Annotated in this window: 12 protein-coding genes; all 12 read right to left on the bottom strand. The window is 39.4% G+C overall.

Translation table 11 applies throughout. The features are described 5' to 3' along the window. Positions 1 to 33 precede the first annotated feature (33 nt). On the bottom strand, positions 34 to 1,665 hold the full coding sequence (locus CLHUN_RS05065) for a PhpK family radical SAM P-methyltransferase (protein ID WP_080063487.1): 1,632 nt from the start codon (positions 1,663 to 1,665) through the stop codon (positions 34 to 36). A gap of 17 nt (positions 1,666 to 1,682) precedes the next feature. After that, positions 1,683 to 3,083 carry a condensation domain-containing protein gene (locus tag CLHUN_RS05060; RefSeq protein WP_080063486.1) on the bottom strand — a complete coding sequence of 467 codons (1,401 nt, stop codon included), beginning with the start codon at positions 3,081 to 3,083 and terminating at the stop codon, positions 1,683 to 1,685. 34 nt (positions 3,084 to 3,117) lie between these two features. Continuing rightward, the gene (locus CLHUN_RS05055; protein ID WP_080063485.1) at positions 3,118 to 3,888 is read right to left on the bottom strand and encodes an SAM-dependent methyltransferase; all 771 of its coding nucleotides are present in this window, start codon (positions 3,886 to 3,888) and stop codon (positions 3,118 to 3,120) included. 17 nt (positions 3,889 to 3,905) lie between these two features. Continuing rightward, complete coding sequence (locus CLHUN_RS05050; protein ID WP_080063484.1) at positions 3,906 to 5,156, bottom strand: coproporphyrinogen-III oxidase family protein; 1,251 nt, start codon at positions 5,154 to 5,156, stop codon at positions 3,906 to 3,908. A 12-nt stretch (positions 5,157 to 5,168) separates the two neighbouring features. Then, the gene (locus CLHUN_RS05045; protein ID WP_080063483.1) at positions 5,169 to 5,399 is read right to left on the bottom strand and encodes an acyl carrier protein; all 231 of its coding nucleotides are present in this window, start codon (positions 5,397 to 5,399) and stop codon (positions 5,169 to 5,171) included. 88 nt (positions 5,400 to 5,487) lie between these two features. Then, positions 5,488 to 5,724 carry an acyl carrier protein gene (locus tag CLHUN_RS05040; protein ID WP_080063482.1) on the bottom strand — a complete coding sequence of 79 codons (237 nt, stop codon included), beginning with the start codon at positions 5,722 to 5,724 and terminating at the stop codon, positions 5,488 to 5,490. Between the two features lie 58 nt (positions 5,725 to 5,782). Continuing rightward, positions 5,783 to 7,261 carry a class I adenylate-forming enzyme family protein gene (locus CLHUN_RS05035; protein ID WP_080063481.1) on the bottom strand — a complete coding sequence of 493 codons (1,479 nt, stop codon included), beginning with the start codon at positions 7,259 to 7,261 and terminating at the stop codon, positions 5,783 to 5,785. Between the two features lie 26 nt (positions 7,262 to 7,287). Then, entirely contained in the window at positions 7,288 to 8,217 is a 930-nt protein-coding gene (locus tag CLHUN_RS05030; protein WP_080063480.1) for a hypothetical protein, read from the bottom strand. 31 nt (positions 8,218 to 8,248) lie between these two features. After that, entirely contained in the window at positions 8,249 to 10,039 is a 1,791-nt protein-coding gene (locus CLHUN_RS05025; protein ID WP_080063479.1) for a non-ribosomal peptide synthetase, read from the bottom strand. A gap of 53 nt (positions 10,040 to 10,092) precedes the next feature. After that, a complete protein-coding gene (locus CLHUN_RS05020; protein WP_080063478.1) occupies positions 10,093 to 11,046 on the bottom strand; it encodes a cysteine peptidase family C39 domain-containing protein in 954 nt (317 codons plus the stop codon). A 70-nt stretch (positions 11,047 to 11,116) separates the two neighbouring features. Beyond that, positions 11,117 to 12,901 carry a non-ribosomal peptide synthetase gene (locus CLHUN_RS05015; protein ID WP_080063477.1) on the bottom strand — a complete coding sequence of 595 codons (1,785 nt, stop codon included), beginning with the start codon at positions 12,899 to 12,901 and terminating at the stop codon, positions 11,117 to 11,119. A 31-nt stretch (positions 12,902 to 12,932) separates the two neighbouring features. Continuing rightward, the gene (gene asnB, locus CLHUN_RS05010) at positions 12,933 to 14,801 is read right to left on the bottom strand and encodes an asparagine synthase (glutamine-hydrolyzing) (RefSeq protein WP_080063476.1); all 1,869 of its coding nucleotides are present in this window, start codon (positions 14,799 to 14,801) and stop codon (positions 12,933 to 12,935) included. Positions 14,802 to 14,848 lie beyond the last annotated feature (47 nt).

Here is a 14,848-nt window from a genome sequence, read left to right as displayed (position 1 = left end):
TTCCCCCTGCTTTAAAAAATCTCCGTTTACATTCTAAAAGTCAAACTCCGCATCCAGTCCGGACAGGCTGCCTGCAAAACTGTCATCGTCAGCCCCGTTGTCTTCAATGCTGCGAGAAGTCTTATATGAACCTTCAAATTTTTGTCTTACCAGTTCATTAAAGGACGTAATATATGCCTTTACTTCAGAGATGGGCCAACCTCTGCTTAAGAGGTTGAAAAGCCCAGGATAATCAAAATCATTTTGAGGCAGCCAGATTGAATTCCTTACATTGAGAAAAATATAGTCAATCCAATCTGCCGCCTCTTTTGCATTCATGGTAGAGTGGGTCCACTCGAACTGCGAATTCCTGAGCTTATATTTATCTTTCAGTTCATGTATGGGTGTCATCAGATCATAATACCACAACTGGGTTCTGTAAAAGTCAGGCTTAGCCGTTTCAATAAAATTAATAGTATCTTTCACAGTCTCATCTGTCTCACCGGGGAAGCCCACAATAAACGATGCATATGAAATTATGCCGTATTTCTTAAGCAGCTCGATACCCCTGTAATAGGCTTCAATTGAAGTCTTTTTATTCATATTTTCCAGAATCCTCTGACTCCCGGATTCTATACCCAGAAAAACGCCTTCGCAGCCGGCTTCCTTCATAAGTAAAATAGTCTCCTCGTCAGCATATTGGCATCTGAAATGACTATTCCATTTAAACTTATATTTTTTGTCTATGAATAATCTCAGGATTTCTTTAAATCTATTTACAGGTACATTAAATGTATCATCGATGAAATTCACACTGTTTATATGAGGCTGCATATCAATCAGATCAAGTTCACTGCAGATATATTCAGGAGCAATATAAGTATATTCTCCTGCATTATGGGGAAAACCGCAAAAAGCACAGGAAAAAGGGCAGGATATGGCTGTTCTTACTGAAACCATTCTCTTTCCCAGGTTTTTAAAAAGATTCCAGTCCACCAGGTTGCTCTTAAGGTCATTCTCCTCACGGCTGATTTTATTGGAAATATATGAATCAGCCTCCCTGTATATCACATTATCAATGTTATTGCAGGAGGTGTTGTTTTTTATTGCATAAAGCAGCTTTGTCAAAGCGAGCTCACCCTGAGAGCTGTTTATATAGAAATCCGCCCCTATCTGTTTCAGAAGATAATACGTGGAAGGCTGATCAAGCGATTTTATCTGATTGGCTATGAACGGACCTCCCAGGATAATTTTCACATGCGTATTCCTGGCTTTTATAAAATCCATTATCTCCAGGATTGGAAGTACGGAAACATAATATGTAGTAGTTATGGCAATGGCCATAACCTTTCTTTGTACAAGCATATCTGCCAAATATTCCTTTTCTTCCTGAAAAGAGTTTATAAAATCGAAAGATAAGCCCTTACGATGCAGAAATGTCCCCAGGTATCCGACAGTGGCGCTGAAAATATTGTTATAATTCAACAACCCATGCACATTGGCAGGAAATTGCCTGTTATATAAATCGCTTAATGAACAGGCTTTCCCGTCCGACTCTATAAAGCTTAAATTCAAGTCACGGTATGCACCTGATCCAACGCCCATTTTTTTAATATTATCCACGTATTCACTGAAAACCATCTGATTGTTCCCAATCAGGAGACAGTCGATTCTTTCACCGTTCAAAGTTACCACTCCTGTATCTATTCAAAGTTAAATTCTACATCCGCTGCTATAAAATCAGAATTGTTGCCTGTTGATATAAAATCCTGTACAGATGAAAATAGTTGATTTTTCATATATTCAAGTATTCCGGTAATTTCGTCCCTCAAATCCCCGGCATCGAAATAAAATTTATGCCGGTTATAGTTAATATTAATGGAACATGTTTCCTGCTTTTTTTTCACATCCAGATACAACTCATAATTTGCCAGTTCCCTGTAGTAAATATCCTTGATTACAAATGGAAAATCCTCATAAGGAGCAATCAGCTCCTCCGAATCTATATTGAAATTTATGACCATAAAGTTATCATTTGTCTTCAGATTGGCACAGGACATTATTTCTCCCAATGACAAATAGCTGAATTTGGACGACTTGAGAATGTCACCCTGTATTTTTTTCAGCAGTTCAATAAAGCTCAAATTGCCGGGAATAAGAACAGGCACAGTGTTTACGAACAAGCCGCAGATTTTTTCTACATTTTTGACATCAATCATTCTGCCCGATACTACACAGCCAATAACAGCATCACTTTTATAGTAGTTTTTAAGCACAAAAATTCCCCATGCCGCAAGTATAACCGTATTATAAGTCACCTTTCCGCATAAGGCTATATCCCTGATAATTCTATCCGGGTATTCAGATATATCAATATTGATAGAAGTAATTTCTGTCTTTTCAGACAATTGCTCCTGATAAATCGGAGCTGAAGCCTCTTTGAGATAGAGACTCCAGTACTCTCTTGCCTTTTCATAATCCTGTCTTGCTATCCATTCCAGGTATGAACTGTACTGGTAGTTGGTATTGTTATGTACAAGGTTTTTCATGCGGCTGTAATAAGTTGAAAAAAATAATTTTTCAAGTTGTTTTATAGACCAGGCATCCATAATGATGTGATGATAGGTACAAACCATTTTGTATCTGCTTTCACCCAGCTTCATAACCGCAATTCTGAAGGTTTCCCTTGTAAGATCTATATTTCTGTCTGCATCATTTTCTATAAATACATTAATCCGGTTCTTCTGGTCTTCCATGCCGGACAGGTCGATCATCTCCAGTTTGATAAGTCTTTTCCTTAAAAGAATCTGCCGCGGACTGTCAGGTTGAGAATAATCATATATTGTCCTCAATATTTCATTCTCTTCAATGAGCCTGTTAACAGTGTATTCCAGTATTTCAAGGTCAAGCTCTCCTTCCACCAGGCAGACAGCCTGTTCAAGATAGGCCCTGTCCTTGCGGAGCATATAGTGGTACAGCATGCCCTGCTGTACAGGTGAGAGGGGCAAAACAGCCTGAAACTCATCTGAGAACTCCATACCACTAGTATTATCATTTGAACCTGATCCGGCTGAATATACATTTTTATTTTCTGGTTTACACATATTTCACCACAAGCTTCTCATTCAAGTATAATTTTTATATTTTTTCTGCAATAACGGCAAACCCTCTGTTATCTATATAGGCAGTATCAATTTCAATGACCTTGAAACCGCAATGCTTGAGCATTAATTCCAATTCACTGTGATATACATACCTATATACGATATTTACCTTGAATTCTTCTATGGCTTTGCCTTTATTCATCTTTGCATAGACAAAATTACAGTACTGAATCTGAGGGTAAGGGTCAACTGTATAATTTGTAGTCATTAAATAAAGTTCACCGTTTTTTGTTCTGAATCTGGTACACTCACTAAGCTTTCTGTCATATATGATTTTTTCCATAGGCTGGAATATATCCAGATATAGCCTGCCGCCCTTATTCAGATTTCTGTTGCAGTTATGCAGCAGCGTCAATTGCTGTTCCTGGTCTGCTATGGCCAGAAAGAGACCATCCGGGATGGCGATCATATTGTATAATTCGCTATGCCTGTACTCCAAAGCATCCCCAAGAATAAGCGTTATGTTGTCAGAAACATGCTTTTCCTCTTTTTCAATCTTCTCTCGAACCACCTCGTGCATATATGGAGAAATATCAACGCTATGAACCTTATATCCCTCCCGGGCCAGTTGAATTGTCAGCATGCCGGTGGCAGTTCCGAATTCCAGCACCGGTCCCTCGCATAGCTTGGCGCCCTCCATATAAAATGCATTCATCCTTTCCAGGTTATTTATCTTTACTTTTCCAAAGGAAGGTGAATCATCATATATTCTTGCTAAAAATGAATCATAATCAATTTTTTTCATAGTAAACCCCCAGTTTTTTATAAATTACTGTTAACAAGTTTCTTTTCTATATCCGCAAGTCCGAATATTCCTTCCATGGTTAATTCGAAGAAGCTGCCCCTATCTGTTGCATATCCATCTCTAATTAGTCCTTCAAACAGCTCAAGCAGGATTTCGTATTTCTTACTTCCGTATTTATTCCTGTAGTAAAGCTTTTCAAGCTTTTTCCCTCTAAGGCTATATAGAAATTCCCTGACCAACTGCCCGGTTCCGTCAAGCTTTTCAATCAGTTTGGAGCAGGAGCCCCTTTCCGAACAGTTTTGTATGTATTCACCAATATTATCAACATTGGCTATTACATGATTTCTGTAATAGCTATATGCTCCTGCGCCTAATCCAATCCACTCTCCGCCGGATACCTGATTTGCGCTGTATTGGTACGCACGCTTTTTCTGACTGATGAAGTGGTACAGCATGTACTGCTCAAAGCCGCAATCCACAAGATACTTCTGGGCTTCCTCCAATATGTGCTTTTGATCAGCCGAATTCAAAAAATTATCCTGATACTTTATATAATTATCATAGAATACAGAATTGGGCTCTATTCTCAAAGGATAAAGTGAAACATGGTTAATACCCAATTCTTTCGTGATATCAATGTCCCTTATGGTTGTATCCAGATTTGACATGGGTAAATTGCAAATAAGATCAATGCCGATAGAATTAAACGGTTTTCCAGCCAAATTGTCAATCAAGTCGTAAACCTGCTTGAAATTGTATCCGCGGTTGATGGTTTTCAATACGTGGCTGTCAAATGTCTGTATGCCTATATTCAATGAGACATTACCCAACGACGAAAGCAAATTCAGCTTTTCAGGAGTTAATGACAACGGATTGGATTCAAATACAATCTCAATATCATTTATATCGTTTTTAAACCGGCTAAACGCCATTACTATTTCGAGGATTTGATGCGCCGAAAGCAGCGAAGGCGTTCCGCCGCCAAAATGGATACATTGGATATTGCAGAGTCTGAATAAATCCTCATAATATTCAATTTCCCTCTTCAGCGCCTGAATATAGGCTTCCATATCCATACCGGTAAAATGTAAATCTGTATCAATAGAACAGAAAAAGCACCTTTTTTCACAAAAGGGGATATGTATATATACATCTATATCATGTCGTATGATACTATCCACTTCAATATTGCTATCTCTCGGCTTTGAAAATGGCTGAAAAGACAAGACTGAATTGTTATCTTCCTGTGATGCATTATTAAACCGCATTTTCACCTACTCCTACGAACATATGTGTTCATATAAATATTTTACTTTGTCGAATTTTTTATAAGACAAGTCATCATCCGTAAATTCCATACCATACTCTTCTTCTATGTCAATAACGAGCTTGACAAATTTGTAGGAGTCAAACCCCAAATCCTCTAAACTGCTTTCCATAGTTACAGTCATACCCTCTTTGATATATTGACCGATTAATTCAATCAGTCTTTCCTCACTGATAATGTTCAAGTTATTACCTCCATTTTATGTATTTTTATAAAGTTCCCGGACTTTAACAACCACCGGTTTGGTGCATGAAAAAATACCTTGCTGTGAATTAAGCCGTTTTGGTATTTTCCGAAACCATGTTTATAATATCTTCTACAAACTGATATCTTGTAAAAATTAAATTCTCGTCTTCCAAATCGATATTAAACTCTTTTTCAATTTGTACCAGGATGTGTATCATGCTTATGGAATCAATTTTTGCATCCAGGAGACTGTCACCGGGCTTTACATTTTTTTTTAATACTTCATTTATGATTCCAATCGTTCTTTCGCTAATCTGCTCCATATTACTCCTCCTTTTCCCTAGATTTTTTTAAGTTTTGTATGGTTATCAACCCTGTTTACTAAACCACCCTGCCCACATCATGTCTTTTTACCTTTCCGGATTTTGTTTTGGGCAGTTCGTCTATTACGGTAACTTCTTTAGGTATCTTGTGCATTGGCAGCTTTGTATAACAAAATGACAATAAAGCCTGTTTGTCTATCGATGGCTCCGCAACAATAAACGCAACCGGCACTTCGCCGCGTTCTTCATCCTTTTTCCCAATTACAACAGCCTCCCGGATGCCCTGAAATTGGCATATGACACTTTCAATCTCCAAGGGGTTGATTTTTTTGCCGGATGTGTTGATCATATTTTGCCTTCTGCTTTTTATATATACAGAACCATCCTCTGTCATATATCCCAGGTCATTTGTATTGAACCAGCCGTCTTCCAGGCTTGTTCCGGTTATACCTTTTTTATTTGTATCGTAATAACCTGGAGAGATAGTGTTTGATTTTACATATATCTCAAACAGCGGATATTCGTCACCTTCATCGTTTATTTTCTCGCCTAATCTTACCTGCACGTTAGACAGAGGCGTTCCCACGCTGAATAGATTATCTTCGCTAATATTTTCATAAAGCGTGGTAATGCCGCCCAGTTCGGACATTCCATACATATTGTTGATTCTTATGCCCGTTTTGGCGTATATGTTTTTAACTATCTCACTGCTGATGGCCCCTCCGGCAGAAAAAGCAATTCTTAAGTTCAACTTGTCCTCACAGTTATCCATCAGTAATTTATAATGGATGGGCAATCCTACAAAAACCGTATATCCGTTATTATTCAATTCATTATGCAGCTTATTGATGGTGGTGAAGGGATTGATGAACTTAACTGTGGCACCACTTGCAAAATAAGGAATACTGCCGCTTCCAAATCCATACACATGCGAAAACGAGGCAGCACATAACACCTTATCTTCCGGGACAATACTGAAGGTTTCTATATTATTTATGGCATCTTTTAAAATATTGTCTTGTGTTCTGATAACCGCTTTAGGCATGTCTGTGGAACCCGATGAGAAAAATATGACCGCGCCTTTTAAATCCTTTTGATTGCACAGGCCTTTCCAGCTTCCATCCATGCTTTGATTCTTATAAATAAATATTGGAGCATCTTTGATGCCGGTTCCGTATTCTAGCCTGCTGTAAGATGCCGGCTTCCCATTAATATTGATGGCGGTATCTGTAATAAAGTAATCGGGAGAAAAAACTCCTAAATGTTTTTCCAACTCATACTCACTAAGGTTAGGGTCCATCATTAGCTGGATACTTCCCATTTCACTCAACGCACTAAAGGAAAAAAAACCAAGATAGCTTTTCTTCAACAGAACGGCTACACTGTTATCAGGCCCTAACCCGGATTGGCAAAAGCCTTTTTTCAGTATTTCTACAAGCTCCAGATATTCCCGAAAAGAGATTTTCTTATCTTCATACTCAATTATTGTTTTGTTTTCACTTCCGGCGAATGCATCTTTAATCAGTTCACAAACCATTAATTACACTTCCTTTCCAGTTGTAATTACTTTGAGAATGCCACAATCAACCTGTTTATAATCTCATATTCCAACGAGCAGATTTCCCCGATCAGGGTGTTAATCCCGTCTCTTTTTATTTGAAAGGTATCAGTTATAAATGTCTTTAAGACAGACATGGCAAATTTATCCCATAGCTCGCTTAACCTGTTTATATCACTGATCTCACCTTCCAGCCCGATTTTGTAATCAGCGTCAAATCTGGTCAGCATCCAGGCATACAATATTCTGTACCGGGAAAAACTTTTTAATTTACGTAATAAAATACTGGTGTAAAAATCAGCCATATCAATTTCTCTTTTGATATCCATGTTAAAGACATCCTCGGCAAACAGACGGCCTTCAGAAAGCAGGGCGGATGTGTCAATCCCCTTTAAATACCGTAAAAACAATTCCTTTATGTCCAAGAGACTTTTACTTTTATTACGAAGCTGTATGAACCTTAAGTTTAAGGCTTTATTGATAAGTTCTTCCTTACTCAGCACACATTTTTGTAATTGAAAATATGGATCCTTGCAAAAGTAGTGCTCCTCATCCTCCGACATAACCAGATAAGTATGTCCAATGTGATATTTGTGATAGTAATCCGTCCAGGGACAGTCGTATATATCACATGACACTATAACCGGCCTGGCTGCCTTCATTTCCCTGCTGATAAACTGCTTTATAACGGACAACTCCTCCCTGACAGGGGGTATATCCTCTATGTGGTAATCATACTGGCTGTTGATTGGCATTGTGTCATCTTTTATCCAGCGGATGGCAAGGTTCTCTCCAACGGTTGGATTCTTTCTTTCGTAACGATACGTAAAGAAATCGATGAATAGATAGTCATCATTCTTTTGTCCGTAATAATTGCTTAAATCGGTTATGCAACTGAAATAGCAATCGTACAGGTTTTTATTTATTTCATCCAATTTAGAATCTCCTTATATGGATTTGATATTTTCACGGTAATTTCGATTTAACATATTCCGAAATATCTCTTATTGTGGGAAAAGCTCTGGTTATCTGCTTATCTTCATCAAATTCAATATTGAACCTTGCCTCCAAATTTATAATCAATGTGACAAACATAATGGAATCAATGCCAATATCCGATATTGATGAATTCATGACAATTTCCGGCATAAGCTCTCTGTTCAGGAGCTTTTCCATTTGCAGCAGAAGGATTTTTTCTACAGGCGCCGGCTCTTTATTCTCATGTAATTCATGGGTTTTGGCGCAGTGTGAGGACAGGTAATTATTTATCATTCCCCTTCTGTCAATTTTCCCGCTGGATGTATATAAAAAGGTATCAGTTTCTACGAATTCATCAGGAATCATGTAATCAGGCAACTTTTTCAGCAAATGGGATTTTACCTCTGAGGGGTTCAATTGCTTTTTGCTTTTATAGAAAACCGTAAGATATATGCTACCATTGTTGTCAATCATACAGGCAATGGCCTGCAATACCGCTTCATGCTGCTGGAGGACGCATTCGATTTCTTCTAGTTCAACCCGGTTACCTCTGATTTTGACCTGATTATCTATTCGTCCGATATATTCAACCTGATTATTGCTCCACCTGCCCAAATCACCCGACCTGAACATTCTCTCACCGATGCAGAAGGGATTGTCCAGAAACCTTTCATCAGTGAGTTTTGGATTGTTTATGTATCCCCTGCCCACACCTTGTCCGGTAATATATATCTCCCCCGCATCACCCGGGCGGCAAAGGCGTTGGTTCTCATCAAGTATATATATGTCCGTGTTTGAAATAGGACGCCCTATTGGTATTATCTTTTTTTCACAGCTATAAGCGGTACAATCAAAATAGGTTACATCCACCGTGGCCTCAGTGGGTCCATACAGATTATGCAGTTCGGTGTGATTTGTACGGTATAGCACTTCCTCGAATTTTTCAACTACTGCAAAGCTCAGTGCCTCACCACTGGCATAAACCTTTTTCAAGCTTTTTAATCTGCTGCTGCAATTCTTATGGGCTGCATATTCCAAGAATACATTCAGCATTGACGGAACAAAATGACAGATTGTAATATTCCTTTCTTCAATTGTCTTTATCAGACACTCCACATCGCTTTCACGTCCATGCTGGTACAGAAACAAACGTGAACCGGCAAAAAACCATAAGAAAATTTCCCAAACCGATACATCAAATGTGAATGGAGTTTTTTGGAGCAAAATATCATGCTCCGATATTTTATACTGGTTTTGCATCCACACCAGCCTGTTTATCACGGAATGATGCTCAATCATAACACCTTTAGGCATACCAGTGGAGCCTGAGGTGTATATGACGTAAGCTAGGCTGGATGAGGGGAATCCCAAGTTCAGATTGGTATCCTCGCCTTCAAGCTCAATTGTACCGACATCAATGCAGCTCCCTTGCCAATCGGGCAAATCAACAGTCCCGGATACCAGGCTGACCTTTGTGCCGCTGTTTTCCAGCATATAGCCTATCCGTTCCCTGGGATAATCCTTATTTACAGGCAGATATGCCGCACCGGCTTTTATGACTGCGAGAATACTGATTATCATATTGATATTGCGTTCCATGATAACAGCCACAATATCTTCATTTTTGACACCCTCTTCCAGCAGTACCCTGGCCAATTGGTTGGATTTCTTATTAAGCTGGCTATATGTAAGGAATTGCTCGCAATCTTCCACAGCAATTCTGTCAGGGGTCTTTTTCACCTGCTCCTCAAAAAAGACATTAATTGTTTTTCCATTCATAAGACATCCTCGCAGCTCATAGTCGATAATTTCCAAGCTTTACAAACAAACATTCAAATGATACCATTCCGGCTCAATATCTTCTGCATGGCATTTGTAATGCTTATATCCAAGTCATAGATACTGTTGATAATCTGTTTCAGCTTATCCATATCCAGCCGGTTCTTTATCGTACTTTTTATAAGAAAGCCTTTTAAAAATTCAAATTTATCTGCCGATGCCAAAAGATCCGTGCATACATTATCGAGTCCTGAAAGCCCAAATTTTTTTTCAACATATTGAAGTCCTTGGATGAAAGCATTTTTATCTCCGGCTATTATTTTCAACTTCAATAATAACTTTGAGGTATCGGCATTACTTATATCCCCAATTTCAGAGGAAAGCTCAAACTTTTCCTCCAAAAGCTTCATAAACGACAATCGCTCGTCATTAATGGATTCCTCGTGGCCTATAAATAAAGTTTCATTCATAAAGCGGAATACCTCCCCTTTTGTCAACTCAGGAGGCGGCCCTGCTTCAAAGCTTACAAACCATTTACCCAGATCAAGCAATTCGTCAACGGGCATGCTTATAAGCCCTGTGCCGGGATAGTAAATATCTGCACAGGTACAATGTTTTCTTCTGCTGTCAATATCCAGTATAAGAAAATAATGATTGAAATGCGCTTTTTTATATAGCGGCGTCCAGCTACAGTAAAATGGGTCAGCGAATACTCCCACAGGGTACTTTTCCAGCTCGGAAATTAAAAAAGAATATATGTCTGATATATCCTTTTTCCCACGGTATTTGAGTTCGACACCTATCAGTTCACGCAAGACTTTTGCTGAAACAGTTTCATCACTTATTTTAAGTCTTTCGGCTAGTGGGCCTGAACCTGATATATATGAAGAATAATATTTTTTCAGCAAGTAGAGCTTACTTTCCAGGCCATAATGCTTCAATAGTGCCAGTATCATGCTATCAAAGCAAAAGTTCCCTTCCAGGTTATCAAGGTTTATATTCCACACTTTCTATCTCCCCTGTAATATTGTCATTACCTTTTTTGGCCGCCTCCGGCAAATTCCAGCATAATTATCTTTATGTGCCGTCTTTTATAAGCCGGGCCAACTTGTCCACTGTCAAATCATCAAATATGTGCTCGAGAGGCAGCTCCATATTGAATTCCGTATATATTCTGGAAACCAGCAGCATAATTTTCATTGAATCTCCTCCGCTCCCAATAAAAACATCATCTGTTCCGATAGTCTCAATCTCAAGTATTTCTCTCCAAAGCTCCAGCAATTTTTCCTCAAGTGAGCTGGGTTCTGAAACAGCTTCTTTTATAACGGTTTTTCTGGGATCGGGCAGCTTGCCGTAGTCGGTTTTCCCATTAGCTGTCAGCGGTATGGCATCCATTTGGCAGTAATAAGCTGGAACCATATATTCCGGAAGCAAAGCCTTCATATATTCCAGCATGGAATTTCTTGAAAGAACCTCGTCCGAAACATAATAAGCAGCCAGACACCCTTCACTTTCGGAAAAACTGCGCTCGAAAAAATGAACTACACAAATCCTTACTCCGGGGTATCTGGATAATGCTCCTTCTATTTCGTCAATCTCGACTCTGAAGCCACGAATTTTAACTTGCTTGTCAAGCCTTCCTACGAATTCAATATTATTATCCGGCGCCTGCCTGCCCAAATCGCCTGTTTTATAAATGACTGCTTCCGAATCGCTATCCGTCGGGGTTTTCAGAAATTTTTGCCGTGTTAATTCTTCATTTTTATAATAGCCTAAGGTCCCATATGGTGTACGTATATGGATTTCGCCGATTTCTCCATATTTACAGACCTGCATAGCTGGGTTCAGAATCAATGCTTCGGCCCCTTTCATAGCTTTTCCGACGGGTGTGTAATTTTTATCCAGGTCATCAGGAGTTATGAAATAAACCAGCTTTGCCAAGGTTGTCTCCGTTGGTCCATAAAGATTTACCAGTTGTATTCTGGTGCCGAACCTGGCATACCAGGCAGTTAAATCACCAGATAACAGCCTTTCACCCGCAAGCAAAACGTGCCTGAGCTCCTGCAGCCCGTTCCGGTCCAGATCACCCCTGCAAAGTATGCGGAATACTCCCGGTGTGCAGTGTATCATGTTGATCCTCGACTTATCCGCCCATCTGGTCAGTTCAAAGGGTGATAATATCACTTTCCTTCCCTCCGGAATACAAACTGTTCCTCCGGCCACAAGTGTGGTAAATACATCCCTCAGAAAGGGGTCATGGCAGGGAGGTGTCAACTGGCTTACCCGGGTATCCCCATCCATATGGAATGTTTCTATCTCCCAGTTGATAAAGTGCATCAGGCTTTTATTGCAACCGATTATAGCCTTTGGCTTATCAGTGGTTCCTGATGAAAAATAGATATATATGGGCTCTTCTCCGGTACAGTCAAGAGCTGGAATGAAGGTTTCAATTTCCTTTCCATGAAAAATTTTATCATCAAATTCCATATACCTTATTTTTCTCTCTTCCCTGTTGCCAGGCAGGTGAAAAGAATTTCCGCCACATACTATGTATTCGATATCTGCCGTCTCAGCCAGGAGCTGCAAGCGTCTTTGAGGATATTCGGGGTCCAGGGGTATGAATATGCCTGCCACCTTCCAGATTGCTATGGCGGTTGCTATCAAAACACTTCTGTCATATGTTAAAACACCAATATGGGAATTTTTGCATGCACCCGACTCCAGCAAACTTTTGGCAATTTCATCAGATGCCCTGTCAACTTGTGCATATGTATATTCTTGCTCTCCATACTCTATAGCTATTCTATTGCTCCCATTCCGGAAGCTTTCTTTCAGTGCACCTTGTATATTGGTATAAATCATATTCTATCTCCCTGGTAATTGGATAATCTGCTTATTTGAGTCCAGGCATTTTGAACTCATTAAGGAAAATGCCGAAGGTCAGCAATATTATCAGAAGGTCACTTTCAAAAGGTACATTCAAGCTGAAATCCTCTTTCATATATTGCTTCTTCAAAGCTTCCACGGTATCAGGATCAAAATAGCCCTGCCGCCTTACCGTGTTATAAGATAGGATATCTTCTACGAACTCTTTGTTTTGCTTTATAATGCTGGAACTTCCAGGAGCGACAAAAGAGAATTTAGGCCTTTTTATTATCTCCTGGGGTAATCCGTTAAGTTGTGCCACTTTTTTAAGTATGTACTTTTCACTCATGTTTTTAAGCTTTAAATGGGGTGGTATCCTGGTTGCAAAGCTTATAAGGTCTATGTCGAGGAAGGGATATCTGGCCTCAACAGAATTGGAATAGGACATCCTGTCACCGTGATCGGCAATGAGGTGGTTGGACAGCCTTAAATAGTAGTCTATAAATGAACGCTTATGTATGATATTTCTGGATTCAATTAAACTGTTATCTATCAACCTGTGATTTAAACATGAGATTACATTCTGCATCTGCCTGATATCTGGTGAATAAATTTTTCCCTTGCTTTTTTCAAATATCCCGTAATTCCTTTCGTACACAAAAGACTTATCCCCCCAGATAAGTCCTCTTAATTCCTGTTCCTCTGAATCGTCCTCTTGTTGATTTTTAGTTCTTAACTGGTCAAATTTATAACCTACATATCCTGCAAAAAGCTCATCGGCTCCTTCTCCTGTCAAGATTACCTTTATTCCATTTTCTCTGGCCATTTCAGACAACACCATTGAGGATGTATTATATGTCTCTTTTAAAGCGCTTTCGGAATAATAAACTGCTCTGGTGAGATATCTGCATATGTCTTCGGTTCCAAAAAGCCTGCTATGGTGAAGGGATTTCACATGCTGGACGGCAATTTCCTGAAATTTATTCTCTGATATACCCTTATGGGTAAAATCTATGGAAAAGGAATGCTTACTTTCTGATGGACAGAGGGCTGCAACCTTGGATGCTATGAGGGTGGAATCCAGACCACCGCTGACATAAAAACCCACAGGAACATCCGCCTGGAGCCGACGTTTTATTGCAGCCGTAAGTAAAGCATCAAGCTTTTCAACATAATAATTTTCATCGTTTGAATACTCTATCTCATCTTCTTTCGGGTATTCCAGTCTCCAAAAGGAGTTCTGTTCCAGTATCCTTCCCGGCTTTACCAGCAGGCTGCTGCCACATTGCAGACTATATATTCCGGCAAACATTGTTCGTGGGTTAGCTATGCCCGGAAAAGTCATCAGTTGGTCGAGAGCCTTTAAATCCACCTCTCTTCTCACACCCGGATATTCCAATATAGCTTTGATTTCTGAGGCAAACAAAAATACTCCCTCAGAAATTGTATAAAAAAAAGGGATTATTCCCGCATGATCCCTTGCACACAGCATTGACATATTCTTTAAGTCAAATATAATAAAAGCAAATTGTCCATTAAGTTTCAGCAGAAAATTATCCGGATACTCCTCATACAAATGCAAAATAACTTCCACGTCCGTATTGGTCTTAAATCGATGCCCTTTGCATATCAACTCCTCCCTCAACTCTTTGTAATTGAATATTTCTCCGTTACAAATAAGGACAAGGGACTCGTCTTCATTTAATAAGGGCTGCATACCTCCATCCAGATCAATTATGCTGAGGCGGGTAAACCCCAGTGCTATATCAGGACGAACAAAGCTGCACATGGCATCCGGGCCCCGATGGACTAACTTTGATGTCATTTTCTTAATAAGCTCCTGAGAAATGCCCCTATTTTGCATATCCGTGTCAAAAACCCCACAAATTCCACACATTTCAGATTTCTCCTAACTTGTACTCCATAAATCCTCCCGTACAATAA

Origin of the sequence: Ruminiclostridium hungatei (genome assembly GCF_002051585.1) — a bacterium.
Lineage (GTDB): Bacteria > Bacillota > Clostridia > Acetivibrionales > DSM-1351 > Ruminiclostridium > Ruminiclostridium hungatei.
This window is presented reverse-complemented; position numbering and strand designations above follow the sequence as displayed.

What these genes read in the sequence shown, in the direction of transcription:
- CLHUN_RS05035 (WP_080063481.1), bottom strand. Translation starts at nt 7,261, where the DNA reads ATGGTTTGTGAACTGATTAAAGATGCATTCGCCGGAAGTGAAAACAAA.
- CLHUN_RS05055 (WP_080063485.1), bottom strand. Translation starts at nt 3,888, where the DNA reads ATGAAAAAAATTGATTATGATTCATTTTTAGCAAGAATATATGATGAT.
- CLHUN_RS05015 (WP_080063477.1), bottom strand. Translation starts at nt 12,901, where the DNA reads ATGATTTATACCAATATACAAGGTGCACTGAAAGAAAGCTTCCGGAAT.
- CLHUN_RS05025 (WP_080063479.1), bottom strand. Translation starts at nt 10,039, where the DNA reads ATGAATGGAAAAACAATTAATGTCTTTTTTGAGGAGCAGGTGAAAAAG.
- asnB (WP_080063476.1), bottom strand. Translation starts at nt 14,801, where the DNA reads ATGTGTGGAATTTGTGGGGTTTTTGACACGGATATGCAAAATAGGGGC.
- CLHUN_RS05060 (WP_080063486.1), bottom strand. Translation starts at nt 3,083, where the DNA reads ATGTGTAAACCAGAAAATAAAAATGTATATTCAGCCGGATCAGGTTCA.
- CLHUN_RS05040 (WP_080063482.1), bottom strand. Translation starts at nt 5,724, where the DNA reads ATGGAGCAGATTAGCGAAAGAACGATTGGAATCATAAATGAAGTATTA.
- CLHUN_RS05050 (WP_080063484.1), bottom strand. Translation starts at nt 5,156, where the DNA reads ATGCGGTTTAATAATGCATCACAGGAAGATAACAATTCAGTCTTGTCT.